At 58.6% G+C, this 24,006-nt stretch carries 27 protein-coding genes and 1 tRNA gene; 15 read left to right on the top strand and 13 right to left on the bottom strand.

The genetic code is table 11. The annotated features are described in order from the left end of the window. Positions 1–1,218: a glycosyltransferase family 4 protein gene (locus F617_RS0106650; protein WP_019564821.1), complete on the top strand. Its 1,218-nt coding sequence runs from the start codon at positions 1–3 to the stop codon at positions 1,216–1,218. A gap of 54 nt (positions 1,219–1,272) precedes the next feature. Here F617_RS0106650 and F617_RS0106645 read toward each other — a convergent pair whose 3' ends face one another. The 3 genes from F617_RS0106645 to F617_RS0106635 all read right to left on the bottom strand — a co-directional run bounded on the left by F617_RS0106645 (position 1,273) and on the right by F617_RS0106635 (position 3,360). Beyond that, positions 1,273–2,064 (bottom strand): metallophosphoesterase family protein, encoded by a 792-nt coding sequence (locus F617_RS0106645; protein ID WP_003511251.1) that lies wholly within the window; start codon positions 2,062–2,064, stop codon positions 1,273–1,275. Between the two features lie 239 nt (positions 2,065–2,303). Then, positions 2,304–2,909: a transglutaminase-like cysteine peptidase gene (locus F617_RS0106640; protein ID WP_019564820.1), complete on the bottom strand. Its 606-nt coding sequence runs from the start codon at positions 2,907–2,909 to the stop codon at positions 2,304–2,306. Between the two features lie 148 nt (positions 2,910–3,057). Beyond that, positions 3,058–3,360 carry a hypothetical protein gene (locus tag F617_RS0106635; protein WP_019564819.1) on the bottom strand — a complete coding sequence of 101 codons (303 nt, stop codon included), beginning with the start codon at positions 3,358–3,360 and terminating at the stop codon, positions 3,058–3,060. Positions 3,361–3,681: 321 nt separating this feature from the next. On the opposite strand from F617_RS0106635, the gene F617_RS0106630 reads away from it, so the two are divergent. Continuing rightward, positions 3,682–4,239 carry an HNH endonuclease gene (locus F617_RS0106630; RefSeq protein WP_003511248.1) on the top strand — a complete coding sequence of 186 codons (558 nt, stop codon included), beginning with the start codon at positions 3,682–3,684 and terminating at the stop codon, positions 4,237–4,239. 31 nt (positions 4,240–4,270) lie between these two features. Here the strand turns inward: F617_RS0106630 and F617_RS0106625 are convergent, their stop codons facing one another. Both F617_RS0106625 and F617_RS0106620 read right to left on the bottom strand, forming a co-directional pair. After that, positions 4,271–4,786, bottom strand: coding sequence for a disulfide bond formation protein B (locus tag F617_RS0106625; RefSeq protein WP_013761732.1), 516 nt, complete (start codon positions 4,784–4,786; stop codon positions 4,271–4,273). Positions 4,787–5,052: 266 nt separating this feature from the next. Beyond that, positions 5,053–5,137 (bottom strand) — tRNA-Leu (locus F617_RS0106620). Positions 5,138–5,433: 296 nt separating this feature from the next. Here F617_RS0106620 and uppQ point away from each other — a divergent pair. Beyond that, positions 5,434–6,075 (top strand): polysaccharide biosynthesis GNAT family N-acetyltransferase UppQ, encoded by a 642-nt coding sequence (uppQ, locus tag F617_RS0106615; RefSeq protein WP_019564818.1) that lies wholly within the window; start codon positions 5,434–5,436, stop codon positions 6,073–6,075. Between the two features lie 63 nt (positions 6,076–6,138). Here uppQ and F617_RS0106610 read toward each other — a convergent pair whose 3' ends face one another. The 5 genes from F617_RS0106610 to secA form a co-directional block, all read right to left on the bottom strand. Then, positions 6,139–7,410 (bottom strand): GNAT family N-acetyltransferase, encoded by a 1,272-nt coding sequence (locus F617_RS0106610; RefSeq protein WP_003511245.1) that lies wholly within the window; start codon positions 7,408–7,410, stop codon positions 6,139–6,141. 8 nt (positions 7,411–7,418) lie between these two features. Then, positions 7,419–8,834, bottom strand: a complete 1,416-nt coding sequence (uppV, locus tag F617_RS0106605) for a Wzx-type polysaccharide biosynthesis protein UppV (RefSeq protein WP_019564817.1) — start codon at positions 8,832–8,834, stop codon at positions 7,419–7,421. Between the two features lie 57 nt (positions 8,835–8,891). Further along, the gene (locus F617_RS0106600) at positions 8,892–10,094 is read right to left on the bottom strand and encodes an acyltransferase family protein (protein ID WP_081626678.1); all 1,203 of its coding nucleotides are present in this window, start codon (positions 10,092–10,094) and stop codon (positions 8,892–8,894) included. An 81-nt stretch (positions 10,095–10,175) separates the two neighbouring features. Continuing rightward, positions 10,176–11,069 carry a DMT family transporter gene (locus tag F617_RS0106595; RefSeq protein WP_019564815.1) on the bottom strand — a complete coding sequence of 298 codons (894 nt, stop codon included), beginning with the start codon at positions 11,067–11,069 and terminating at the stop codon, positions 10,176–10,178. Positions 11,070–11,218: 149 nt separating this feature from the next. Next, a complete protein-coding gene (gene secA / locus F617_RS0106590; protein WP_013761726.1) occupies positions 11,219–13,927 on the bottom strand; it encodes a preprotein translocase subunit SecA in 2,709 nt (902 codons plus the stop codon). A 243-nt stretch (positions 13,928–14,170) separates the two neighbouring features. Between secA and F617_RS0106585 the strand changes: the two genes are divergently transcribed. The 6 genes from F617_RS0106585 to F617_RS0106560 all read left to right on the top strand — a co-directional run bounded on the left by F617_RS0106585 (position 14,171) and on the right by F617_RS0106560 (position 18,336). After that, positions 14,171–15,034 (top strand): peptidylprolyl isomerase, encoded by an 864-nt coding sequence (locus F617_RS0106585; RefSeq protein WP_013761725.1) that lies wholly within the window; start codon positions 14,171–14,173, stop codon positions 15,032–15,034. Between the two features lie 92 nt (positions 15,035–15,126). Beyond that, positions 15,127–16,368, top strand: coding sequence for a bifunctional glutamate N-acetyltransferase/amino-acid acetyltransferase ArgJ (gene argJ, locus F617_RS0106580; protein ID WP_003511237.1), 1,242 nt, complete (start codon positions 15,127–15,129; stop codon positions 16,366–16,368). Positions 16,369–16,386: 18 nt separating this feature from the next. Further along, entirely contained in the window at positions 16,387–17,163 is a 777-nt protein-coding gene (locus F617_RS0106575) for an N-acetyltransferase (RefSeq protein ID WP_013761724.1), read from the top strand. After that, complete coding sequence (gene mutT / locus F617_RS0106570; protein WP_003511235.1) at positions 17,160–17,573, top strand: 8-oxo-dGTP diphosphatase MutT; 414 nt, start codon at positions 17,160–17,162, stop codon at positions 17,571–17,573. Before F617_RS0106575 ends, mutT begins: the two co-directional genes overlap by 4 nt. 162 nt (positions 17,574–17,735) lie before the next feature. Further along, positions 17,736–18,050, top strand: a complete 315-nt coding sequence (locus F617_RS0106565; protein WP_003511234.1) for a hypothetical protein — start codon at positions 17,736–17,738, stop codon at positions 18,048–18,050. A 94-nt stretch (positions 18,051–18,144) separates the two neighbouring features. Beyond that, positions 18,145–18,336: a Flp family type IVb pilin gene (locus F617_RS0106560; protein WP_026330706.1), complete on the top strand. Its 192-nt coding sequence runs from the start codon at positions 18,145–18,147 to the stop codon at positions 18,334–18,336. A gap of 17 nt (positions 18,337–18,353) precedes the next feature. On the opposite strand, the gene F617_RS0106555 is transcribed toward F617_RS0106560, so the two are convergent. After that, positions 18,354–19,235 (bottom strand): methyltransferase domain-containing protein, encoded by an 882-nt coding sequence (locus F617_RS0106555; RefSeq protein WP_026330705.1) that lies wholly within the window; start codon positions 19,233–19,235, stop codon positions 18,354–18,356. Between the two features lie 144 nt (positions 19,236–19,379). Here F617_RS0106555 and F617_RS0106550 point away from each other — a divergent pair, with 144 nt between their 5' ends. Genes F617_RS0106550 through F617_RS0106535 form a run of 4 tightly spaced genes read left to right on the top strand, consistent with a single transcriptional unit; the run spans position 19,380 to position 21,792 of the window. Further along, complete coding sequence (locus F617_RS0106550; protein ID WP_019564811.1) at positions 19,380–20,171, top strand: ComF family protein; 792 nt, start codon at positions 19,380–19,382, stop codon at positions 20,169–20,171. A gap of 60 nt (positions 20,172–20,231) precedes the next feature. Then, positions 20,232–20,486, top strand: a complete 255-nt coding sequence (gene grxC / locus F617_RS0106545; RefSeq protein ID WP_003511229.1) for a glutaredoxin 3 — start codon at positions 20,232–20,234, stop codon at positions 20,484–20,486. 29 nt (positions 20,487–20,515) lie between these two features. Continuing rightward, positions 20,516–21,367 (top strand): carbon-nitrogen hydrolase family protein, encoded by an 852-nt coding sequence (locus F617_RS0106540; RefSeq protein ID WP_019564810.1) that lies wholly within the window; start codon positions 20,516–20,518, stop codon positions 21,365–21,367. After that, entirely contained in the window at positions 21,364–21,792 is a 429-nt protein-coding gene (locus tag F617_RS0106535; RefSeq protein ID WP_019564809.1) for a DUF1178 family protein, read from the top strand. The genes F617_RS0106540 and F617_RS0106535 overlap by 4 nt, the downstream gene beginning before the upstream one ends. A gap of 82 nt (positions 21,793–21,874) precedes the next feature. Here the strand turns inward: F617_RS0106535 and ubiG are convergent, their stop codons facing one another. After that, on the bottom strand, positions 21,875–22,621 hold the full coding sequence (ubiG, locus tag F617_RS0106530) for a bifunctional 2-polyprenyl-6-hydroxyphenol methylase/3-demethylubiquinol 3-O-methyltransferase UbiG (protein WP_026330704.1): 747 nt from the start codon (positions 22,619–22,621) through the stop codon (positions 21,875–21,877). Positions 22,622–22,660: 39 nt separating this feature from the next. On the opposite strand from ubiG, the gene F617_RS28280 reads away from it, so the two are divergent. Next, on the top strand, positions 22,661–22,879 hold the full coding sequence (locus tag F617_RS28280; RefSeq protein WP_127966124.1) for a hypothetical protein: 219 nt from the start codon (positions 22,661–22,663) through the stop codon (positions 22,877–22,879). Beyond that, positions 22,880–23,683: an SH3 domain-containing protein gene (locus F617_RS0106525; protein WP_019564807.1), complete on the top strand. Its 804-nt coding sequence runs from the start codon at positions 22,880–22,882 to the stop codon at positions 23,681–23,683. A 68-nt stretch (positions 23,684–23,751) separates the two neighbouring features. On the opposite strand, the gene F617_RS0106520 is transcribed toward F617_RS0106525, so the two are convergent. After that, positions 23,752–24,003 carry a DUF2934 domain-containing protein gene (locus F617_RS0106520; protein WP_003511224.1) on the bottom strand — a complete coding sequence of 84 codons (252 nt, stop codon included), beginning with the start codon at positions 24,001–24,003 and terminating at the stop codon, positions 23,752–23,754. Positions 24,004–24,006 lie beyond the last annotated feature (3 nt).

Below are 24,006 nucleotides of genomic sequence, written 5' to 3'. Positions count from 1 at the left end.
ATGAAAGTCGCTTTTGTTTCCGTATTCCCTGCCGTTCCCGCCAACGAGGGTGCGCGGAACAGGATTCTCCAGCTGACACGCGCCGTGCGTAGCCTCGGACATGAAGTGCATTTCGTCTATGTCGATACTCCGATGATAGCTGATTTCGATCCCGCGGCCCATGAGGTCGAGTTTGGGGCCGGACATATGCACGTCGTGTCCAGGGAAACATGCGGGTTTGCAGCACGGCTCATCGACGACTTCAGGTTCGAGATTGGGTTGACCGCATTTCGAACCCGTCGGAAAATTCAACGGCTCCTTGGCCGCGACAGCGGTTTCTACAATTACCTCGACGAGTTCTATTATCCGGAAATAGGCAGGCAGGTCCTGGATCTTCAGCGTCGACTCGGGATTAACGCCGTTATCGTCGAATATGCCTTTCATTCGAGAGCTTTTCTTGGGCTGCCGGATGATGTGCTTCGCATTCTCGACACGCACGATTCCTTCGCCGATCGTCACAAGGCGTTCGTGAACACGGCCAACAGATTTGGGTACTGGTTCTCGGTTCCGCCGGACGTGGAATGCAAGGCATTCCGCCGCGCCAATGTCGTTGTCGCCATACAGGAAGAAGAGGAACGTTCGTTCAAGCAGCGGCTGGCAGGAGAGCCGCCGGCGGTTGAAACGGTGAGCCATATTCTGGATCTCGGCCAGAGAGTGGAAGACTTCACTTCCGCTGATTTTCTGTTTCTCGGTTCAGGCAACGACGCGAACGTCATTTCTCTCAATAGTTTCCTTCACAATGTCTTGCCTTTGGTCAGGGCGGCCCGTCCGGACATTCGCCTGGTGCTGGCAGGTAGCATATGTGGCAAGGTCGAGGACATGGAGGGGGTTCTCAAGCTTGGCCGGGTGGAGAACTTGAAGGATGCGTTCACACGCGCGCCACTTTCCATCAATCCCATCACGCTTGGCACGGGCATCAATATAAAACTGCTTGATGCTCTGGCTGCGGGTGTCCCAACGATCAGCACCCAGACGGGTGTGAGGGGGCTTTCAGAACGATATCGTGGTGGCGTGGTTGTCGTTGAAGACGGAGATCATCAGGCCTTTGCCAATGCCATTATGAGGCTCTCTTCCAGTCGGGAGCAGCGGCAGGAATTGGGAAACAATGCGTTCCTTGACGCTGTCGAATGGAACCGCCGGCAAATGACGGTGCTCGGCAATATTCTGAAGGGCAAATAAATCGCGATTGTGATGCGTCTGGCTGGTGCAACCTGATCCAACGATGGCAAGCCATCAGGCAATAAGTCGCGGCCCCGCATCCGTGAGCTTTAAAATGGTAAGCCTGCCCGTCGTAAACGCGCCGGTGTCAATGCCGATCCGTTGCGGACCTGTCTGTGGTTCCGGCGCCGGCGTATGGCCGTGGATGATGAGAAGGTCCAGTCCCGCCCCTTCCGACAGGAAGGGTTCCCTGATCCACAACATGTCCTCATCGGTCTGCGCCTCAAGCGGCACCCCGGGTTTGAGGCCAGCATGAACGAAAAAATAGGGTCCCATGCGGACGCAGATAGGCAGGCTGACTAGAAGTTGCCGATGGGCCTGCGGGATCGCGCCAATCAGCGCATCCCTGAACGGCTGGAGCCGCAGACGGCCGTTGTTCATGAAGTAGCTGATATCGACCCCGTAGGACAAAAGCGTCTGGCGGCCGCCGAAATCCAGCCAGTGCATGTTGTCTTGCGGATTTTCGAGGAAATCGCTGAAGAGCTGTTCGTGATTGCCGCAAAGCGAGATGCGGCGCAGGGGCGCCGGCGGTGGTTGCAGCAAATGCTGGAGAACACCGCAGGAATCCCGGCCACGATCGACATAGTCGCCCAGAAGAATAACCAGAGCGGGGGATGGATTGCTCGCGAGATCGGCAAGGATTTTCTGTTCCGCCTGCAAAAGCAGATCGAGGCTGCCATGGACGTCGCCAATGGCATAGATCGGAAAAGACGGAGACTTGTCGCCGAGGTCTATTCTGCGCCGCCTCCGGTCGTCGCGGGGGGCTGGCTGTTTACGACCGCGAATCCAGTTGAGCACTTTAGGCATAGATGCCGATACTGTCTCTCTTGCACGAGGTCAAGAGTGTTGAAAGCCAACGCCACAGAGCCCGTAAATCCTGGGTCCATGCAACGGCTGCGGCATCCGCCAAAGCCCTGCCGACAAAGCTATCCGGGGCAGGGAATTGCGAAAGCCGGTGTCGATTTTCGCAAGGCGCGCCGCGGCAATTGAAGAGGAACGGATCGCCCCTTTCCTGTTCGAAAATGACTATCCTGTGCGCGATAGACCTAGAGTTTCAGCCAGACACGCGGGTCTTCGTGTGACTGGATCTTGATCCATTTCAGGTCAACCGCTTTCCAAGGTTTGACGACGTTGGTGCGGTTGTCCAGCACCAGATCGCCCTGGCTGGTGCTGACGACCAGAACGGCGTGGCCTATGCCGGTGGGGGTGCGGGCGGTGGCAATGCGCAGGGCGCCCGAGGGCCAGCCGGCGCGCAGAAGGCGTTGCCGCTTGGTCACCGCGTAGTCGTCACAGTCACCGCTTGCGGGGTTCAGATTCCATTCGTCCTGTCCGTCCGCTTCGCTTGTATAGATTATCGATGTGTTGATCTCGGCGTTGATGCGCTGGAGTTCCGTGCGCTTCTGCTTGGTCAGTTCGACCGTGTCGCGATCACCAATCCGGACACATTGGTCGGCGGCGTCGTCGCAAAATTTTGCGAAGGCGATGGGTGCAATTGTCGGGCGGCTTGTCGTCATGAACAGGCCGGGGCGCGATGCGGTCGGGTTTTGCGCCAGGCCCGCAAGCGGGGCGGCCGATGCCATTGTCGCGATGCTTGCCGCCACACTGACGGCAACTGCCAAAGTCTTTGCCAGACGGATTTGTCTCTTCGCCATGTCTCTGCCTCTGCCCGGTTGTTGTCTCTTGTGCATGGCAACATAGCGACCCTTCGTTGCGGGCCATTTAAGTCGATAGATTGCTTTTTAGCGAAATCCAATTTTATTAAAGCGAGATAGAACAGCGGGGAAACCGATGAGTTTGCGCTTACTTGCAGCGGGTGCGGCCCTCGGCATCTACGATACATGTCTGCTGTGGGACAGCGTTTCGGTACTCACGCCGCGTATCGGTTGAGTTGCTCCGACTTGCCGGCGGCCGGTCGTAATTGCGGTAGACCTCGAAATTGCGCCCGCCGATCGTTCCCTGCGCACCGCCACGGCCATCCGGCGTGACTTCGAAATTCTGATATTGCTGGGCAGAAGCGGAAGCGGGCAGGACCATCAGCACGCCAAAGGCGCCAGCCGCCAGGCCCTTCCATAACGCTGCCGTTTGGTGCCTGCGCAAGATCATGGCCGTTTCCTTCCCTCGACAGAACGATAGATACGCATTCTGCTTTCCCAATCGTTTGTCGCGTTGACTATATCACTGATCTCGCATTGAGGGTGAGAACGAATATAGCGTTCGTCGGCAGGCGAATCGCTTCGGTACCGCTGGGGGCATCACCAGATAGTGGCCAGACGACTATCTCGCCGCCCGATTGTCCGGAACGCAAAAAAGACGTTTTTAGAGCTGAAAAATTAAGCTCTTCTCCGCTGCATTTATGGGCTTCACAATCCTGTAACAACGGACCTAATATACAAGTGCAGATGCCGAATCGATCAGGAGAAGCCCTTGACGATTGCAGTTTCACCACAGGCCCTGCCGGCGCTCGTTCTGAACGCAGACTACAGGCCACTGAGTTATTATCCCTTGTCGTTATGGTCCTGGCAGGACGCGATCAAGGCCGTCTTTCTAGACCGTGTGAACATCATTGCAGAATATGATCACGCGGTGTCGTCACCCAGCTTTTCCATGCGGTTGCCGAGCGTCGTCAGCCTCAAGACCTATGTCCAGCCCACCCGCAACCCCGCCTTCACACGCTTCAACGTGTTCCTTCGGGACAAGTTCGAATGCCAATATTGTGGCACGCGGGACGACCTGACCTTCGATCACGTGATTCCCCGCGCCCATGGCGGCGAAACCACGTGGCACAATGTCGTGGCGGCCTGCTCTCCCTGCAATCTTAGAAAAGGCAGCAAGCTTCCCAAGCAGGCGGGCATGTTCCCGGCGCAGAAGCCTTTCCAGCCGACGGTTCAGGACTTGCACAATAACGGGCGGCTGTTCCCGCCCAACTACCTGCACGAAAGCTGGATGGACTATCTTTACTGGGATACCGAGCTGCAGCCCTGATCCTTTGAGGACTGCAACGCGGCTTTTCCGTTTAACGGCTTTTCCGGCTCGCGCCAAAAAAGGCAACGGCCGCAAGCGCAACGCTTGCAATGACATTCCAGCCGGCAAACGAAAGGCCGAGCACCCGAAGTGCAGCGTCGTTGCAGGAGGGTGCCTTGATGGCATTCAGATTGCCAAGCAGGTCACCGGCATTGGTGGTGATGGATGGCGCACCCGTGGCGCAGGTGATAGGCCCTGCCCAGAAACCCCATTCCACACCAGCGTGATAAACACCAAGCCCGGCGCCGATCAGCATCGCCACGCCAATGAGGGCGAGAAGCAGCCGCGTGATCTGAACCGGCAGCTTGAAGATGCTGGTCGCTATGGCCAGAATACCCAACGGAATGGCGTAGTAATAGGGATCGCGCTGCAAAAGGCACAATGCGCAGGGCGTATAACCGCCAATATGCTGGAAACCGAGGGCGGAGCCGACAGTAAAGATCATTCCCGCCGTTACGCCAAGAGCGGCGAGCGTGCGGCTGTTGTCGGCGGTTGTTGCAGTGGCCATAATGTTTTCCCCAAACTTCACGAAGAAGCAGATATCCCGAACGGGCTTTCAAAAAGGCGGGCGTGATGGCGAAATTAAGTCGCCGGTTCAACGGTGTATTCCCGGATTCGTCTAATCCAGTCCTTTGCATCTGGCAAATGAAAGCCCGGTAATATTCGAGCGGCGAATGAGCAAAGTTTCGTGAGTGTCTTGATGGCCGCGAAGCAATCGACCGGTCTTTCTGAAAGACCGGAATAAAACGAAGAAAATCAATGCGGTTTTGGAAATGGTACCCCAAGCCGGGATCGAACCAGCACTCCTTGCGGAACCGCATTTTGAGTGCGGCGCGTCTACCAATTCCGCCATTGGGGCAACGGTGGTAATGCCACGGCGTCTATCACGGCCAATGGCATGCGTGCAACCCCAAAGCTGATTTTTCCTGTCTAATGACGTGCGTTTGCAGCCTTCATTTCAGAGCTTTTACCGGGCGTGGAATGAAAGGAGAGTGGCGTTTGTCCGTCCCGGATCGGTACACCGACGGTTGTGGCGTTAAAGCAATATTAGATACCACTAATAAATTAGAATATACACAATTGCTAATTGAATTATGATGTTTGCGTGGAGTTTCCACGCGGGGCGGGAGAAGCCAGAACTCATAGGAGGAAATTATGAGGGCGCTTTCTCGCAATTTGTTACTGTCTGCCTGTCTGATTTTACCGGTCAACGCCCACGCGCTGGATATCGGGATTGGCGGTGAGAACGGGGTGAATGCCAGTGTGGGCGGCAATGGCAGCGGTGGGCTCGGTGTCGACGCTTCCGTTGGTGGCAGCAATGGCGTCAATGCCAGCGCTGATGTCGGCGGCAGAAGCAGTGGCGGACTGGGCGCGGATGTCAACGCGTCGGTCGGTGGCAGCAGCGGGGTTAATGCGGATGTCAACGCATCCGTCGGCGGCTCGAGCGGTGTCAGTGCGGGCGCCAATGCTTCGGTTGGCGGCTCCAGCGGCATCAATGCAAATGTTGGTGCGAATGTGGGCGGATCGAGCGGTCTTGGCCTTGGTGTCGGGCTTGGCATCGGCGGCTCCAGCTCGCCAGGCAATCCGGCGAACCCCGGTAATCCGGGCAATCCTGGAAACCCCGGCAACACGGGGCCGGTATCGCCCGGTGGCATGCGCAATGCCATACAGGCCTATAACGACATGTCGCGAAACGAGCAGATCAAGCTTGCCCGTCGTTGCGTCGATATTCTCGGCGGCGGATATGACGCCGCACTGACGCAATTGTGCAAGATGATCCGGACGGCCTCGCGCTGACGCAGCGTCAGCCCCGTGGATAGTCCGATACCAAACCGAAGGATGCTGCGGCATCCTTCGGGATTAACTGTTCTTGCGCCCGAAGGAGAGGATTTTCTGGCGCAGGCTGCGGGCGAGGTTGCGGGTGTTGCGATACATGTCCACCTGCGTGGAAACCTGTCGCACGTCACGGTCGCTGTTCTGCGCAAGCCCGACGACCAGAGTGCCCATTTCCTGCCGTTCCTGCCAGAAGCGGCTCATGATCGGATGATCGGGCACTGCGCAGCTGTCGCTGCGCAGAATATTGGCGTCGTCCAACTGCCAGTCGGTCAGTTTCTGCACCAAAAGTTTGCCGGGTGAAAACCGCGAATAGGATTCGTCAAAGGCGGTCTTCCACGTATAGGCCTCGCCAGCCGTCATGAAGACGATCATGGAGGCGATGGCACTGCCATTGAGATCGATGGTGTGAATGCGCACTGCATCCGCTTCGGCCAGATTGGTGATTGCCTCGCGGGCGAAGGCGGCGCGATAGCGGTCATTCACCAGCGCGCTGCGTTTGCGGCCTTTCCAGCCACTCGCTTCCAGCGCCAGGAATTCCTCCATGCGGTAGCGTATGTCCTTCGGTTGCCGGGTAACGGTGTAGGAAAGGGCCCCGAGTTTTTCGAGCTGTCGCCACTGCCTGCGCATTTCCCGCAAATGATGCGGCGCAAGTGAATTACGCAGATAGGCTTCGCCGTCCAGAAGGCTCTCCAGCATCGGCCGCTGATAGTTACCAGTCGTCGTCACCGGCAGGTTGCGGCTGATTGCTATGGCCTTGAACATCCGGGCAAAAGGCCCTTCAAGCCGTACATCCGGCAGTACCAGAACATTCGGCAGGCGCATTTCCCGGTCGGAAAGGGCATCGAAAAGATTGTCGAGCGTCTCTGCGGCACCTTCGGTATCGACCAGCGGCGTGCCGAGAGGGCCGAAGGGGTTGGCCCAGCCACGGATGATGGAGGGACCGATGGAAAAACCCGGCTTTTCCACGGTGAAGGGCATCAGAAAGCGCATGCGGCTTCTAGCGCCGTTCTCGTCGCGAATAAGGGCGAAGCGCACGGACTTGTCATCGATACGCGGCATGGCGGGTGCAAGAAGCCGCCCTGTGAAGAAGACATTTGCCTCCATGACGCGGTTGGACAGGAAGTCGAGTTCTTCCTGCATGTCGTAACCGAGCCGGCCAGGATAGATGCAGAATTCGCGGCCGTCGCGTCCCACGCGCCGGCTGCTGTCGGCCACGGGGCGGTCACGCTCCGTAGACGCCATCAGCGCAGCGATGCGCGGGTCCTGAAAATCCGGATTCTTTGGGTCGCTGGACATGCTTATCGTTACACCGCCTTCCCAGTGTCTTGACCCGCCCGGGGATCGTTGAAGGCAAAAAGGACGATCCCGAGTGTGCGGCGAATGGCAATATGCAATAGCACAGCTTCTATACACATTGCTATCGCGACGGCTGCCGCAGCGCCTGTCAGACCATAGACCGGAATCAACACCATGTTGAGTATAATGTTACAACCGAAGATAATAATATAAAGAGCTACGCACAATTTTTGTTTGCCGGCCATATTCAGCAGCGTTTCTCCCGGGCCGATCAGTGCTTTTGCGAGGAAGCCGGCAAAGAGGAAGAACATCAGCTTGTAACCCTGTACGAAGCCGGGACCGAACAGGGACAGCAGAAACGGCCCTGCCAGAAGCACGAGACAGCCAACGGCAAGCGATGGCCAGAAGGCCCAGCGCGCCGCCTGGCTGGCGAACCCGGCCAGCCCCTGCCTGTCATTGGCAGCAATGAGCGCGGCCAGACGTGGGGCCGCAGCCGCCTGCACGGAAAAAAACACGAATTGCATCAGCACAATGGTTTTTGCCGCGGCAAAATAGATGCCGACCTGATCCGGCGGCAGATATAGACCGACGATTACTACATCTGAATTGGTCATCAAAAAACCGATGCCGTCGATCAGGAACATCGGAAAGGCAAACCGTATCCACGGACGGAAATGCACCCTGCGGGCAACGCTGCGGAAATGCCGGTTGAGCCGGCGGTTCATGAACACGAAGTGGAAAAGCGTGGTGACATAGGTGGCCAAAAGGGCCGCAAGCATCGCTGTCGTCGCGGTTTTTTCCGCGCCGAGAAGGATCGCCACCAGCATGAAAAGCAGGATCAGCACCGGTCGGATGATATAGGTGGGGCTGAGGGCTGAAACCGCCCAGCCGTTGGCACGAGCTGTCCCGTTCAGCACATCGCCAAGCGCCACCATCGGCAGGGTGAAAAGTGCCAGCGAAACCGGAATGAGGTAATAGGCGGAGATGCGCTCGCCGAAGAAATACAGGAAGACGAAACCGAAAAATGCAAGCGCGCTGGCCGAAAGCATGGCGAAGAGGCGCGCTGTCGAGGTCAGACCCATGATCTTGTCATGGGCATCCTCCAGGCGGTAGCCGGGCAGGAAGCGGATGACGGTGGTGTGAAAGCCGAGACAGGAGAGGTTGCCGAACAGGATGACCAGAACCCAGACAAAGGCGAACAGGCCATATTCGAATTCGCCCATCAGGCGGGCAAGGATGATCTGGGAGATGAAAGCGATACCGGCGCTGATGATGCGCACCGCAAAGGCGACGAGCGCCATGCGCTGGGCCCGGGAGACATCGTCTCTGCCGGAAACGACGACGGCGATTTTTGCCCCCAGCGGCGCCAGTTTAGCGCGCAGGCCTGCGGGTAAGGCTTTTTCCGCCGTGTTGAGGATAGCCATAATCCACACGCCATCATTTCCAGTTGAGTAGGCAACTGGATTATAAGCACCTTATCATTAACGAAGGGTTTGGGAGACAGGCACCTGTGTGCCGATATTGGCCACCTGCCTCGGTTTGCGGATCCCGTTTAAGAGAAAAAGGGCAAGCGGACTACGGCGTATCGCCTGATGCAGCAGATAAGCCGTTATCGCGGTGGCGATGACGATGATGGCGAATTCCAGGATCGGCGGCAGCGAGATCAGGATGAAGAGGGTGCCGAAGGCATAAATTAGCGGGTGGTGAAACAGGTAGATGGTGAAGGAAGCGTCGGTCATTCTCCTGGCAAGCCGGCTTGGCCGGTCGAAAAAGCGGCAGGCGATGTCGATCAGCAGACGGCTTGCCGTCACGGCGGCGATTGTGGAGACGAGTACCAGCAGGGCCGAGTTCGAAAAAGGATATTCCAACCGCAGCATAACCGCTGCCGCGATCCCGGCAAACGCGATGACGCCCGTGAGGATGCCCGTCTGGCGGAAGCGGTGAAAAAGAGCCCGGTCGCGATGAAGCAAAGCCCCGATAAGGAAGAACGGCACGTAACGTGCGTAAGGGTCGGAGGCCCGTTCATAGAGAACGAGAAGGCTGTTCTCATTTTTGCCAGCAAGCAGGCCCGAACCATAAACCGTCAGCTCCCATAAAACAGGGAAGGCGCAAAGCGCTGCGAAAAACGCGGCTGGATATTGACCCCGCATCCTGCCGAACCAGTCTCTTGCATAGGCGAGGGGCGGGCGCCCCGACAGAAACAGCAGGCCGGCAAGCAGACCTGAATAGGCGATAAGGGCGGGTAGGAACCATAGATGCATGATCCATTGCTCACCCGGAAGCAGCAAATCCGGCAGGTTCGCGAGCAGCCGGTCGGCGGGAATATCACCTTTGGCGATACCTGCCAGTTTCAGCAGGAAAAGCTGCGATGGCCCAAGCAGGAGCACGGCCACGATGAAGGGGACGCCAAGGCGAAGGAAGCGCTGTCTGAGCCATGGCATCTTGCCCTTCCTGCCGATGACCATGGTGGAAAAATAGCCGGCCACCAGAAAAAACGAAGGCATGCGGAAGGTGACGAGCGCTGCCCCAAGCGCGGTCAGGACTGGGCTGGTCTCGAAATCCTTGATGTCCCAGGGCAAAGCATAGCTGTAGAGCAGGGAGGCGTGATAGGGTATGCCGAGCAGCATGAGGAGTGCCCGCAACGGGTCCCAATAATGCTCATAGTCTGATTTGCCCGGTTGCATTTTCCCCTCGCGTGACGAACGCGATCCTGCCTGATCCGTAACGATCAACACGACTATTGGTGGAAAACGCTAATAAACCCTTCATGCACCCGACGGGGTGGGCGGGGCCTTTTTCTTGGGCATGAGGTCAAGCACCAGTGCGCAGCCCAGAATGATGATGCCGGCACCGAACAGCTGGGGAAGCGACAGGGGTTCGTCGAGCACCAGGGCGCCAACAAGAACCGCCACAACGGTGACGGCAAATTCCACGCTGATCGCCTTCGTTGCGCCGATCGAGGAGACCAGCTTGAAATAGGTGATGTAGGTCAGGCCGCTCATGACGACCGCCTGTATCAGAAGATAACCGTAATCGACGAGATCGGGCGTTCCGGGCAAGGGCACCGCGAAAAGAAGCGGCAGGGTCATCAGGCCGCCTGTCAGGAAGGAACCGATGGTTATTTCCCAGGATCCAACCCCCTTGAGGTGCAGGCTCGCAAAATTGCTGCCATAGGCGGCACAGATGCAGGCGGCGACAGCGGCAGTACAGCCAATGACAAAGCCGGATGTGACAGGAACAGCGGGAAAACCAACGAGCAAGACGATACCGGCAAAGCCGATGACGAGACCGGCAATACCCTGCCGCGTCAGGCGTTCCAGACCCCAAATCTGCGAGATCAGCATTGAAAAAAGCGGGATGGTCGCCACCAATATGGCTGCCATCGCAGTGCCGATCTGAGGCGTCGCATAGGACAGGCCGATGAGTTGCCCGGCGACCGTCGTTGCGCCGACGATTGCGAAAGCGCGCCAGCTTGCGGAGAATGCCAGCTTCCGGCGTGCCGCACGCGCAATGAGAAAGAGTGCTACAGCGGTTATGAGCGAGCGAAGCGTGACTGCGCCAATCCAGCCGAAGGCTGCGACGACATGTAGAAGCAGCAGGAAAGACACGCCCCACGTAATCGCGAGAAAAATATAGGCGGCAAGATCGCGAGGGGCCATGAAAGCAGTTTCCGCAGGATGATCCGGCTCCCATATGGAAAGTGCCGATACCAGTCAACACCCCGACCAGCAGCAATGATCCTGCCCAAACAAAATCGCCCGTAACGCAGGTTACGGGCGATCGATTTCTGGCATAAAGCCCTGGCCTTTTACGCCTGTTCGTAAACGCCGTGGCAGTGCTTGTACTTCTTGCCCGAGCCGCAGGGGCACATTTCGTTGCGGCCGATACGGCCCCAGGTGGCGGGGTTGTTCGGGTCGCGCTCCTCGGCCGGTACGAAAGCGACCGGCACGCCCTGCGCCATCTCATCTTCCCCGGTGACGGGGTCGAGGTGATGCGCGGTCATTTCCGGCAGCTCAGGCTGCTGCGGTTCCTGCTGCACCAGTTCCACACGCATCAGCTGCGCGGTGACGGCTTCACGCAGGTTGGTAAGCAGCGACTGGAATAGCTCGAAGGCTTCCGCCTTGTATTCCTGCAATGGATCGCGCTGGGCGTAACCGCGGAAACCGACGACGGAACGAAGGTGATCGAGGTTGACGATGTGTTCGCGCCACAGATGGTCGATTGTCTGAAGCACGACCGAGCGCTCGACATAGGTCATGATCTCTGGGCCGAAACGTTCCGCACGTTCAGCGGCGTATTTGTCCGCGGCCTCGGTAACGCGCTGAAGAATGTCGTCCTCGGCGATGCCTTCTTCCTTCGCCCATTCCTCCACCGGCAGGTCGAGGTTCAGGAACTGGGCGATACCGGCCTTGAGACCGGCGATATCCCACTGTTCGGCATAGGCATTTTCAGGAATATGCTTGGTGACGAGCGCTTCGATCACTTCGTGGCGCATGTCGGCTGCGGTTTCACCGATATTGTCGGATTCCATCAGCTCAAGGCGCTGCTCGAAGATGACCTTGCGCTGATCGTTCAGCACGTCGTCATATTTCAGCAGGTTCTTGCGGGTCTCGAAGTTACGGGCTTCAACCTTCTTCTGGGCGCGTTCCAGCGCCTTGTTGATCCACGGATGGACGATGGCCTCGCCGTCCTTCAGGCCGAGCTTCTGCAGCATGCTGTCCATGCGCTCGGAACCGAAGATGCGCATCAGGTCGTCCTGAAGCGACAGATAGAACTTGGAGCGACCGGGGTCGCCCTGACGGCCGGAACGGCCACGCAGCTGGTTGTCGATACGGCGGCTTTCGTGTCGCTCGGTTGCGATGACGTAGAGACCGCCGGCGGCAAGCGCCTTTTCCTTGAGAACCTTGATCTCTGCGCGGATGGCCGCTTCCTTCGCATCACGCTCCGGACCCGGCTCCATGCCTTCCAGTTCGCGCTCCAGACGCATCTCGACGTTGCCGCCGAGCTGGATGTCCGTACCACGACCGGCCATGTTGGTGGCGATGGTGACCGCACCGGGAACACCGGCCTGCGAAACGATATAGGCTTCCTGCTCGTGGTAACGGGCGTTCAGAACCTGGAAATCGGTAAAGCCGGACTGGCGCAGCATGTGGGCCAGAAGCTCGGACTTCTCGATGGAGGTCGTGCCGACGAGAACCGGCTGACCACGATCATGCGCCGCCTTGATCTCGGCGATGATGGCAAGGAACTTCTCTTCGCCGGTACGATAAACCTCGTCGTCCTCGTCGATACGCTGGATCGGCAGGTTGGTCGGCACCTCGATGACGTCGAGACCGTAGATGTTGCCGAACTCTTCCGCTTCCGTCGATGCCGTACCGGTCATGCCGGCCAGCTTTGCATACATGCGGAAGTAGTTCTGGAAGGTGACGGAAGACAGCGTCTGGTTTTCCGGCTGGATCTGCACCTTTTCCTTGGCTTCCAGCGCCTGGTGCTGGCCTTCGGAATAACGGCGTCCCGGCATCATGCGGCCGGTGAATTCGTCGATGATGACGATCTCGTCGTTGCGGACGATGTAGTCCTTGTCGCGGGTGAAGAGCTTGTGGGCCTTCAGCGCATTGTTGATGTGGTGAACGATGGCGACGTTTTCGATGTCGTAAAGCGATTCGCCCTTGAGCAGGCCCGCCTGCCGCAGCAGGTTTTCGAGCTTCTCGGTGCCGTCTTCGGAGAAGTTGGCCGAACGCTGCTTCTCATCGATTTCGTAATCTTCCGGCGACAGAAGCGGAATGAAGGCGTCGATGGTGTTATAGAGATCGGAGCGGTCGTCCAGCGGGCCGGAGATGATAAGCGGCGTGCGCGCCTCATCGACCAGAATGCTGTCCACTTCGTCGACGATTGCGTAGTTGTGGCCGCGCTGCACCATCTGGGCGCGATCATATTTCATGTTGTCGCGCAGATAATCGAAGCCAAGCTCGTTATTCGTGGCGTAGGTGATGTCGCAGCCATAGGCCTCGCGGCGCTGGTCGTCATCTAGCCCGTGCACGATCACACCGGTCGTCAGACCGAGGAAACGGTAGAGCTTGCTCATCGTGGCCGCGTCGCGCTGGGCGAGGTAGTCGTTGACGGTAACGACATGCACGCCCTTGCCGGCCAGCGCATTGAGGTAGACCGCAAGGGTCGCCACCAGCGTCTTGCCTTCACCGGTCTTCATTTCGGCGATGGCGCCCTGGTGCAGGATCATGGCACCGGTCAGCTGCACATCAAAGGGTCGCATGTGCAGAACACGGCGCGACGCCTCGCGGGCGACGGCAAAAGCCGGGATCAGCAGATCGTCCAGCGATTTGCCGTCCGCAAGCTGCTGGCGGAACTCCGCCGTCTTTGCCGCCAGCGCGTCGTCGGAAAGAGCCTTGGTGGCTTCCTCCAGCGCATTGATGGCTGCGATCTTGCTTTTATAGGAGCGGACGCGGCGTTCATTTGCCGAACCGAACAATTTGCGGGCTATTCCGCCGAGGCTGACCATCTTACTGGCCCTTTCTGAAATTCCGTTTTCGCAGGCGGTTTTTTCCATCACGCCGATTTCGGCAACAAATGACGGACTTCGCCCTTCAACGTATCTGGACGCGAGGTTGCGTGACAGATAAGAGGGGGGGCAAATGATGTCAACGGTTCTGCCCGTTACAGAATGGCCACAATCCGGTGTTTGGAAGTTTTTTCAGAGCCGGAAACCATGTCTGGAGCCGGCATTGTCCCCGAAAGGTTCAAAATGTTGCGCTATAATAAAATTGCGGCTGCGGTGATTGTGGCCACGCTCGGCCTCCAGTTTCCTGCCTTTGCACAGGAAGACAAGGTTGTCGCCAAGGTCGGCGATCTGGAAATCCACCAGTCCGAACTCGACCTTGCCATGGGCAATCTCGATCCGCAGCTCGCTCAGCTTCCCGACGAGCAGAAAAAGGTCGCAGCCCTTTCCGGCGCGATCGACGTCAAGCTCCTCGTGAAGAATGCCAGCGCCGAAGGTCTGGAAAAGACCGAAGACTTCAAGAAGCGCATGGAGTTCATTCAGGACCGTGAGCTGCACAACGCCTATTTCCGCAAGCATGTGGTTGACGCTGTCACCAATGAAGAGGTGAAGGCGCGCTACGACAAGGAAGTCGCAGCCTTGCCGAAGGAAGAAGAAATCAAGGCAGCTCATATTCTGGTTGCAAGCGAAGACGAAGCCAAGGACGTCATCAAGCAGCTTGATGCGGGCAAGGATTTCGCAGCACTTGCCAAGGAAAAGTCGACCGACTCCAACAAGGATGATGGCGGCGATCTCGGCTGGTTCGGCAAGGGCCGCATGGTTCCGGAATTCGAAGAGGCCGCTTTCGGTCTCGAAAAGGGCGCCTACACCAAGACGCCTGTCAAGACGCAGTTCGGCTTCCACGTCATCAAGCTGGAAGACAAGCGCATCGCACCGCCGCCGGCTTTCGAGCAGGTCGAGCCGCAGGTTCGTCAGCTTGTCATGCGTGACAAGTACGTTGCCCTCATCGAGAAGGCAAAGGCTGACCAGAAGATCGAAATCATGGATGAGACGCTGAAGAAGGGCTACGACGAAGCCACGAAGGAACAGCAGGCACAGCCGCAGCAGTAATAAAACCATGTTACGGGGCGGCCACAGGCCGCCCCGCTTCATCTCAGGCACTTTCAAACCCTCCCCGTTTCCAGAATCTCAGGCGCTTTCCCATGTCCGTTGCCGTTTCCCCGCTCGCTCCGAAATCCTATCCCGACATGCCCGCGCTGCGTGGTGTTCGCATGGCGACGGCTGCCGCCGGCATCAAGTACAAGAACCGGACCGACGTTCTGTTGATGGTGTTCGACAAGCCGGCAAGCGTGGCTGGCGTTTTCACGAAATCGAAATGCCCCTCGGCCCCCGTTGATTTCTGCCGCGCCAATCTCGGCGGCGGCGTGGCGCGTGCCGTGGTGGTCAATTCCGGTAACGCAAACGCCTTTACCGGCGTCAAAGGCAAGGCCGCGACCGAATTGACGGCGAAATCCGCAGCCGCTGCAGTCGGCTGCTCTGAAAATGAAGTGTTTCTGGCATCGACCGGCGTAATCGGCGAGCCGCTTGATGCCACCAAGTTCGCCGGGGTTCTGGGCGACATGCAGGGCATGGCCGAAGCCGATTTCTGGCAGGAAGCCGCCAAGGCAATCATGACGACCGACACTTATCCCAAGGTCGCGACCCGCACGGCCGAAATCGGCGGTGTCGTGGTCACCATCAACGGTATCGCCAAGGGTGCCGGCATGATCGCGCCCGATATGGCGACGATGCTTTCTTTCGTGGTTACGGATGCCGATATTGATCCGGCCGCGCTGCAATCACTGCTTTCCGCCGGTGTCGGCCCGACCTTCAATTCCGTGACTGTTGACAGCGACACCTCCACCTCCGATACGCTGATGTTGTTTGCGACAGGTGCGGCGGCTGAGGACGGTCAGGTCAAGGTGACGCGCGCCGATGACGAGCGGCTTTCCTCCTTCCGCGCCGCCTTGAACGATCTCCTGAAAGATCTGGCCCTGCAGGTGGTTCGCGATGGCGAAGGCGCACGCAAGATGGTCGAAGTCACCGTTACCGGCGCGGAAAACGATGTCGCTGCCAAGAAGATCGCCCTTTCGATTGCCAACTCACCGCTGGTGAAGACCGCGGTTGCCGGCGAAGATGCAAATTGGGGTCGCGTCGTCATGGCTGTGGGCAAATCCGGTGAAATGGCCGACCGTGATCGCCTTGCCATCTGGTTCGGCGGCGTGCGCGTTGCCGTCAATGGCGAACGCGATCCGGATTATTCGGAAGCGGAAACCACCGCCGTGATGCGGCTGGAAGACATCCCGGTGAAGGTTGACATCGGTCTCGGTGAGGGCAAGGCCACCGTATGGACGTGCGACCTGACCAAGGAATATGTTGCGATCAACGGCGACTACCGGAGCTGACCGTTGGAGCCGAAGAGAATGCAGGACAATAAAATCGTCAATCTGCCGCTGGTTCGCCGTCTGGAAGCAGTCAGCTTTCGGGCATGGCCGGCCTCGTCGGTGATTTATGACGGTAGCTGGCAAATCCGCCTGACGGGGTCGCATCCATCCAAACGCATCAATTGCGTGGTGCCGCTCGATCCTTCCGATTATGGAAACTGCGCGGTGCGGCTGGAAAAGGCGCGCAAGCGCTTCGAGGATTTCGGCCGTCCGCTGGTGGTGCGCGAAACGACGCTGATGCCGCCGCAGCTCAAGGATTTTCTGGTAAAGGACGGCTGGTCCATGGTTGAGGAGGTCAAGGTCATGACGGCCGATCTCGCTGGCATGGAACTGCCGGAAACGCTGGTCAGCCTGCCGAGCCACGATATTGGCCGTTTTGTCGAGGCGAGCATCAAGGTCAGCGATGGCGACCCGACCCTGCGCCCGGCGATCGCTGAAATCCTCAGTTCGATCAAGCCGACCCTTGGCCTGTTCATCAACGAAGAAGCAGGGGGCAGCGCACTTGCCACCGTTATCTGCGTGCAGGATAACGATCTTGCCGGCATTCTTTCCCTCGATGTCGAGAAGTCGCAGCGGAAAAAGGGCCTCGGCACGCAGCTGCTGGCGTCAGCACTGCGCTGGGCCCGCATCAGCGGCGCCAAAAGCGCCTGGTTGCAGGTCGTCTCCACAAATGCGCCCGCGATTGCACTTTATGAAAAATTCGGCTTCACCGAGGCCTATTCCTATCGCTACTGGCGCAAGGCTGGTGAAGAATGAGCGAAGCGGGCAAAAAAATCCTGCTGGTTGCCGCCTGCGCCCTTCTCGATCAGGACGGCCGTATTCTTCTGGCGCAACGACCTGAGGGCAAGTCGCTTGCCGGCCTGTGGGAATTTCCAGGCGGCAAGGTGGAACAAGGCGAAACACCGGAGGAGACCCTTGTCCGCGAGCTGGACGAGGAGCTGGGTATCAAGACCAAGATAGCCTGCCTTGCGCCGCTGACGTTCGCCAGCCATACCTACGAGACTTTTCACCTGCTGATGCCGCTTTACGTGTGCCGTCGTTATGAAGGCATGGCCCATGGGCGCGAAGGACAGGCAATTAAATGGGTAAAGCCGCAGGCTCTTCGTGATTATCCGATGCCGCCGGCCGACGAGCCGCTCATCCCCTTCCTTCAGGATTTGCTTTAAAGCGAACTTCCTGGCGGGTTCCATCCCCTCGCGCAGCCTGTTGAAAACATCCCGTAACTCCGCTTTACCGTGCCAAAACGAGGCTGTGTTAACAGATCGTTCAGCACCCTCTGGCAGATTGTTAAGCTAAAGAAGCGGTAAACTGCGCGTATGAGGTTGGCTATGAACGAGGATTTCTGGAAGACGGTGGAAGGTCGTCAGTCTTACTCCAACAAATCCCGTCGCACCGGCGTTCTTAATGTCGCGCTGCTTTTCGGGACGGCTGTGATTGCTCTTTCCTTGATCGTCACCCCCATGCTTGCCGGAAAATCATCAACGCGCGTCGCGCAGTTCTCCGACAATTACGACATGATAAGCACCGGCTCCATCAAGAAAACCGATGCTGGCAAGACCTATTCCATCCGCCGCAGCATAACCCAGCCGATGCCCGAGATGCCCTGTGTCGTGACGGGCTATAGCAGCGAGAGCGGTTGCTGATCGTTTACCATCATAGGTAACGGATTCCTCATGCCCGTGGCATAGTATAAATTCGATTTTAGCAATATATAATGCCGGTTAGCGTAAGCACCGGATGGCGGATGGAGAATATCCCGTGCTGCATTGTTTTATTCGTTTCTTTAAAGACGAAAACGGCGCGACCGCAGTCGAATACGGCCTGATCGTCGGCGTTATTTCCGCCGCCATCATCGGTGGCGGAACCACCATCGGCAGCACCATCAATGCTGTATTCCAGTTCCTCGCCGATACTTTTGCCAACATCTGAGGCCTGCGCTACGCCTATCAGGAAAGCTTGACTTCGGTCGTCTTCAAGGCATCGGCAAGGCGCATTTTGGCGGAACCAGGTTTCAGCGGTTTCTGCTGGCTCTCGTGCGGTGCCCAGCCTGAGACATAGATGATGGAAAACGTGGCTCTGATCCGCCCGTCCGGATCGGAATAACGTTCGGCGTAAAGCTCCGCTGCCCGCAGGAAAAAAGCGCGATTGAGCGGTTTTCTGCTGCGGCTTGCCAGCGGATTGGCCATGCCCATGGCGCGCAGATCGCGCATCAGCGGAAAAATCGAGTCGTAACGCACCGTATAAGTTTCCGCGTCGGTGACGGGAAGCGTAAAACCGGCACGCTGCAACAGTGCGCCAACATCGCGCACATCGGCAAAGGGAATGACGCGCGGGCTGGCGCCGCCGGTCAACTCGGCTTCTGCCGTCAACAGCACGTCGCGCAGTTCCTGCAATGTGCCGCTGCCGGGAATGGCTCCGAGAAACAGTCCGTCCGGCTTTAACGCCCGCCTTATCTGGATCAACGCACCGGGGGTGTCGTTGGTGAGGTGGAGGGCAAGCGGGGAAACAATGAGATTGGCAGAGGCTTCTTCGAGCGGCAGATGCTCCATGGAGGCCACCTGCGGCAGATTCCCATCCGTCGCAAAGGAGGTATCCGTCTCGATACGGCGGATAGCATCCACCTTGCCCGTCTCGGTCAAGCGCCGGGCGGTGATGCCCGTCCCGCCGTGCAGTTCGATTGCGGTCTCGAAACGGCGCTCGACGATGGCGAGCCTGTCGGCAAACTCGTCGGCGGCCATGTCGAGAAGAAACAGGGCCTTGTCGTCACGCCGGTTCCACGCCCGGCGGCGATTTTGTTCGATCAGGGACTGGTCAAAGAGAATATCCATCGTCGTGCCTGCTCGGCCTGTAGCGCCTTTGGGATCGGCGGGCCGCATCGTTGCTGTCATGCCGCTTCGGGCATTGTTTTTCCGGTCAGAGGCCGAAACATATCTCTCTCGCAAAGGCACCCGTTCGGCGCTAAAGTCAACCTCATGGGCGCTGGTGAAGATTTGTTTTCGGGATTGCTGTCGAAGTCCGCGACGGTGTCGGTGGCGGCACGCAGCGTGTTGCACTCGGCCTTCCGCATGGTCTATCCGCCCACTTGCGCAGGGTGTTCCCGCATGACCGGCGGCGAGGGTGCCCTGTGTGCGGATTGCTGGCGGGATGTGGCCTTTATCGATCGGCCTTTTTGTGAGGTTCTGGGTATCCCCTTCTCCCGGGATCACGGCGCGGGTGTTGTAAGCGCACAAGCCATCGCCGACCCACCGCCTTTCGACCGTTTGCGTGCTGTTGCCAGCCATGAGGGAACCGCGCGTAAACTCGTGCACCGGCTGAAATATCAGGACCGGACCGATCTTGCGCGTTTCATGGCGCTTTGGATGCTGCGGGCAAGCGACGGAACGGTTGATAGCTGCGACTGCATCGTGCCGGTTCCGCTGCATCGCCACCGCTTCTGGCGTCGCCGTTTCAACCAGTCCGCTGAGCTCGCACGGCATCTGGCCAAGGCCACCGGCAAACCGCTGCTTGCCGGCACGCTGTTGCGCGTGAAGCCGACCGAGCGGCAGGTAGGGCTTTCCGCGCTTGCCCGGCAGGACAATGTGCGGGGTGCTTTTGCAATAGCGCCCAGCCGAAAAACCGATGTTTATGGCAAGCGAGTGGTGCTGGTGGATGATGTTTATACCACTGGTGCGACGGTGGGCGCGGCAAGTCGCGTCTTGCGGAAGGCGGGTGCCACGGATGTGACCGTTTTGACCTTTGCAATGGCCATTTCCGGCCCTATATGAAGCCTGAATGAAACGAGGATATCGTGCGTTTCAGCACACGTTTGCGAGGCTTCGAAATACATGGCACCGGTAACGATCTATACACGGGATTTTTGTGGTTATTGCGCGCGCGCCAAGGCGTTGCTGGACAGCAAGGGCGTCGATTATGCCGAATATAACGCGACGACGACGCCGGAATACCGGCAGGAAATGATCGAGAAATCCGGCGGAACGACCTTCCCGCAAATCTTCATCAACGGCCAGCATATCGGCGGTTGCGACGATCTGCATGCACTGGAGCGTGCTGGCAAACTCGACGTTATGCTTGCCGCTTAATCGGCTCGATTTTCGATACGGAGGACGTGATGATTTTCAAGGCTGCCGCCATTCAGATGCGCTCGGGTGTCGATACGGTGAAAAACGCCGCCGATATGGAGCGCCTGCTACGTGTTGCTGCGGCTGCGGGCGCTGTCTACGTTCAGACGCCGGAAATGACCGGCGCTCTCCAGAAGGACAGGCAGGCGCTTCGCGCCCAGCTGCGTGACGACGATGGCGATATCATCGTTGCGACCGCCGCGCGGCTGGCACGCGAACTCGGCATCCATGTCCATGTCGGCTCGACAGCGATTGCCCGCCCGGATGGCAAGATTGCCAATCGCGGTTTTCTGTTTGCGCCTGACGGTTCGCGTATCTGCAGCTATGACAAGATCCACATGTTCGATGTCGATCTCGACAATGGCGAAAGCTGGCGCGAAAGTGCGGCTTACGAACCCGGCGCTGTCGCTCGCGTTGCCGAACTGCCGCTGGGGAAATTCGGCTTTGCGATCTGCTACGATGTGCGCTTCCCGCAGCTTTTCCGGGCGGAGGCACTCGCCGGCGCCGAGGTTCTGACGGTTCCGGCCGCCTTTACCCGCCAGACGGGTGAAGCCCACTGGGAAATCCTGCTGCGTGCCCGCGCCATTGAAAACGGCGCTTTCGTCATTGCCGCCGCACAGGCCGGCCTGCATGAGGACGGACGGGTCACGTTCGGCCATTCCATCATCATCGACCCTTGGGGCAAGGTGCTGGCAATGGCCGGCGGCGCCGGGGAAGAGATCATTTTCGCAGAGATCGACACGTCTCTCGTGGCTGCCGCGCGCGGAAAAATCCCCAATCTGCGCAATGCCCGCGAGTTCGGACTGGACACGGTTATTCCTGCTGGAGGTGAGGCGGCGTGATCCGTTATGCGTTGGCCTGTGAAAAGGGCCATGAGTTCGAAGGCTGGTTTTCCGGGAGCGACGATTTCGACAATCAGTTGCAGCGCGGCTTCCTGTCCTGCCCGATGTGCAATTCCCCGCAGGTTTCCAAACTTCTGATGGCGCCCTCGGTCTCCACCGCCCGCAAAAAAGACGAGCGCCAGTCGCTCGCCATGGACATGGCCAAAAAAGAGGCTATCGCAAAAATCCGCGAGGCGGTCGCCAATATCCGCGCGAATGCGGAAGATGTCGGCGATAAATTTCCCGAAGAAGCCCGCAAGATCCACTATGGCGAGGCCGACGAACGCGGCATCATCGGCCACGCGTCTGCCCAGGACGCGAAGGCCCTGATTGACGAGGGCATCGAGATTGCACCGTTGCCAGTGCTGCCCGATGATGTGAATTGAGTTTGCCTACGATTTTGATGACGTCCACCACTTGGGGCGACGTCATCCGTCGTTCATGACCGGAGAATTGGGTGCGCTAGCTTTACGCGGGTCTTTTCGCCAGCATCATGTAGTTGACTTCCATGTCCGGCGAGAGGTTCCAGCGGTCCTGCAATACGTTGTAGAAGACGCCGGTACGGTGGACGATATCCATGCCGCTGGCCACCAGCGGCCGTTCAAGCTCATCCGGGCGAACCAGCTTCTCATATTGGTGGGTGCCGCGCGGCAGCCAGCGCAATACGTTTTCGGCGGCGAAGATCGCGAGCGCGCGGGCTTTCAGCGTGCGGTTGATGGTGGCGGCGAACATCAGCCCGCCGGGACGCACCATTTTCGCGCAGGTGGTGACGAAGAGATCGACATTGGCCACATGCTCGACCACTTCCATGTTGAGGACGACGTCGAAGGTTTCGCCCGCCTCCAGCAACTGTTCGGCGGTCACGGCGCGGTAGTCGACGCTGACACCGCTTTCACGGGCGTGGGTGGAGGCGATGCCGATATTCTTTTCTGAAGGGTCGGCGCCCACCACGTCCGCGCCCATGCGCGCCACGGGTTCGGAAAGCAGGCCGCCGCCGCAGCCGATATCCAGCACACGCAGCCCTTCAAGCGGGCGGTGCGCCTTCGGGTCGCGGCCGAAATTATCGCAGATGCGGTTGCGGATATATTCAAGCCGCACCGGGTTGAATTTGTGCAGCGGCCGGAACTTGCCCGTCGGGCTCCACCATTCCGCAGCCATCGCGGAGAAGCGATCCACTTCGCTCTGGTCGACGGTCGTCTGTGCGGTTTCGCTCATGGTTCTGCTCCATATTGCTGTTGCATTGAAGTCGGATGATTGATCCCCGAAGTCAAGACCGGCGGCACATTCCGTCGGCAAATTCCCGGGTGCTTCATTGCCGCAGGTGGAACTGAAACGGGCTGCGATTTGTTTCATGCTGCGTTCATGGAACGCGGCGTATTTTCCAGTCATGGCAGTATGTGGAACGCATGCTCGTCCATCGAAATTGGTGGACGCCGACAAGGGCAAAGCGGGCTTTTGCTTGAGGAGAAGTAAGTGAAGAAAAAACTGTTTGGCGCAATTGCGCTGGTGGCCATGCTCGCCGCGCCGGCCCTTGCCGAAGCTGCGACTCGCGGCTTTGCCACCGCGAATGTGAATATGCGCTCCGGTCCGAGCACAGCCTATCCGGCCGTGGTCGTGATCCCGGTCGGCGCACCATTGACGGTACATGGCTGCCTGTCTGATACGCCGTGGTGCGACGTCTCTTTCGTCAGCGGTCGTGGTTGGGTCGCCGGTCGTTACATCCAGACGACGTTCAGGCAGAACCGGGTTTACGTTGAACCGCGTTATTATCGCGATCTCGGCGTTCCCGTGATCACCTTCGAAGCCGGTCGTTATTGGGATCGTTATTATCGTGACCGTGACTTCTACCGCGAGCGTGACCGCTGGCGTCGTCCGCCGCCATCAGGCGGTTACTGGAATGCTGCGCCTCCGCCGCCGCGCGGTGACTGGGAACGCCCGCGTCCGCGCGACGAATGGCGTGATGGCCGCCGGGATGAATGGCGCGATCCGCGTCAGGGCGGTGGACCGAATGATGGCCGCTGGGAGCGCCGTTACGGCGACTGGAACCAGGGTGACAGAAACCGGGGCGACGGAAACCAGGACAGGCCGCGTCGAGATGGTGACCGTCCTCGGTTCGAGGAAGAAAACCGCGACCGCAATCGCGATCGCCAGCCGAATCAGGACGAAGGCCATCGTCGTCCGGAGCGCCGCCAGTGGGATGATCCACGCCGCGCGCCCGCCTCGGAAAACTTTCAGGGCGGTTGCCGGGTCGGTGATCCCGGTTGCGATCCGCGATAAACAGACAAAGCCCGGCGAGATTTCGTCGGGCTTTTCATTTGCCGGTTCAGATTATCACGAGAGTACTTTTATTTCGCGGTTGCGGCCTTGCGTGCGCGGGCCTTGGGTTTTGCGGGGGCTTCTGCCTCCGGCTCCGCAGCAGCGGTCTTCGGCGCTGCTTTCTTGCGCTGGGCAGGCTTTGTCGCCTCCGATGTCTTCAGCAGCGAAAATTCATGCTTTGCCTGTTCCCAATGGTCCGCGTCACGGCCATGTGGATGGCCTTCCTTTTCCCAAAGTGTATAGGCCCGTTTGCTGATCCACTCTTGTTCCGAAACCTGCATGCT

Source organism: Agrobacterium sp. 10MFCol1.1 (assembly GCF_000381165.1).
In the GTDB taxonomy this organism is placed as follows: Bacteria; Pseudomonadota; Alphaproteobacteria; order Rhizobiales; family Rhizobiaceae; genus Agrobacterium; species Agrobacterium tumefaciens.
The sequence above is the reverse complement of the archived record's forward strand: the minus strand, read 5'-3'. Positions and strand labels throughout refer to the sequence as shown.

What these genes read in the sequence shown, in the direction of transcription:
- F617_RS0106650 (WP_019564821.1), top strand. Translation starts at nt 1, where the DNA reads ATGAAAGTCGCTTTTGTTTCCGTATTCCCTGCCGTTCCCGCCAACGAG.
- F617_RS0106645 (WP_003511251.1), bottom strand. Translation starts at nt 2,064, where the DNA reads ATGCCTAAAGTGCTCAACTGGATTCGCGGTCGTAAACAGCCAGCCCCC.
- F617_RS0106640 (WP_019564820.1), bottom strand. Translation starts at nt 2,909, where the DNA reads ATGGCGAAGAGACAAATCCGTCTGGCAAAGACTTTGGCAGTTGCCGTC.
- F617_RS0106635 (WP_019564819.1), bottom strand. Translation starts at nt 3,360, where the DNA reads ATGATCTTGCGCAGGCACCAAACGGCAGCGTTATGGAAGGGCCTGGCG.
- F617_RS0106625 (WP_013761732.1), bottom strand. Translation starts at nt 4,786, where the DNA reads ATGGCCACTGCAACAACCGCCGACAACAGCCGCACGCTCGCCGCTCTT.
- uppQ (WP_019564818.1), top strand. Translation starts at nt 5,434, where the DNA reads ATGAGGGCGCTTTCTCGCAATTTGTTACTGTCTGCCTGTCTGATTTTA.
- F617_RS0106610 (WP_003511245.1), bottom strand. Translation starts at nt 7,410, where the DNA reads ATGTCCAGCGACCCAAAGAATCCGGATTTTCAGGACCCGCGCATCGCT.
- uppV (WP_019564817.1), bottom strand. Translation starts at nt 8,834, where the DNA reads ATGGCTATCCTCAACACGGCGGAAAAAGCCTTACCCGCAGGCCTGCGC.
- F617_RS0106600 (WP_081626678.1), bottom strand. Translation starts at nt 10,094, where the DNA reads ATGCAACCGGGCAAATCAGACTATGAGCATTATTGGGACCCGTTGCGG.
- F617_RS0106595 (WP_019564815.1), bottom strand. Translation starts at nt 11,069, where the DNA reads ATGGCCCCTCGCGATCTTGCCGCCTATATTTTTCTCGCGATTACGTGG.
- secA (WP_013761726.1), bottom strand. Translation starts at nt 13,927, where the DNA reads ATGGTCAGCCTCGGCGGAATAGCCCGCAAATTGTTCGGTTCGGCAAAT.
- F617_RS0106585 (WP_013761725.1), top strand. Translation starts at nt 14,171, where the DNA reads ATGTTGCGCTATAATAAAATTGCGGCTGCGGTGATTGTGGCCACGCTC.
- argJ (WP_003511237.1), top strand. Translation starts at nt 15,127, where the DNA reads ATGTCCGTTGCCGTTTCCCCGCTCGCTCCGAAATCCTATCCCGACATG.
- F617_RS0106575 (WP_013761724.1), top strand. Translation starts at nt 16,387, where the DNA reads ATGCAGGACAATAAAATCGTCAATCTGCCGCTGGTTCGCCGTCTGGAA.
- mutT (WP_003511235.1), top strand. Translation starts at nt 17,160, where the DNA reads ATGAGCGAAGCGGGCAAAAAAATCCTGCTGGTTGCCGCCTGCGCCCTT.
- F617_RS0106565 (WP_003511234.1), top strand. Translation starts at nt 17,736, where the DNA reads ATGAACGAGGATTTCTGGAAGACGGTGGAAGGTCGTCAGTCTTACTCC.
- F617_RS0106560 (WP_026330706.1), top strand. Translation starts at nt 18,145, where the DNA reads ATGGCGGATGGAGAATATCCCGTGCTGCATTGTTTTATTCGTTTCTTT.
- F617_RS0106555 (WP_026330705.1), bottom strand. Translation starts at nt 19,235, where the DNA reads ATGGATATTCTCTTTGACCAGTCCCTGATCGAACAAAATCGCCGCCGG.
- F617_RS0106550 (WP_019564811.1), top strand. Translation starts at nt 19,380, where the DNA reads ATGGGCGCTGGTGAAGATTTGTTTTCGGGATTGCTGTCGAAGTCCGCG.
- grxC (WP_003511229.1), top strand. Translation starts at nt 20,232, where the DNA reads ATGGCACCGGTAACGATCTATACACGGGATTTTTGTGGTTATTGCGCG.
- F617_RS0106540 (WP_019564810.1), top strand. Translation starts at nt 20,516, where the DNA reads ATGATTTTCAAGGCTGCCGCCATTCAGATGCGCTCGGGTGTCGATACG.
- ubiG (WP_026330704.1), bottom strand. Translation starts at nt 22,621, where the DNA reads ATGAGCGAAACCGCACAGACGACCGTCGACCAGAGCGAAGTGGATCGC.
- F617_RS0106520 (WP_003511224.1), bottom strand. Translation starts at nt 24,003, where the DNA reads ATGCAGGTTTCGGAACAAGAGTGGATCAGCAAACGGGCCTATACACTT.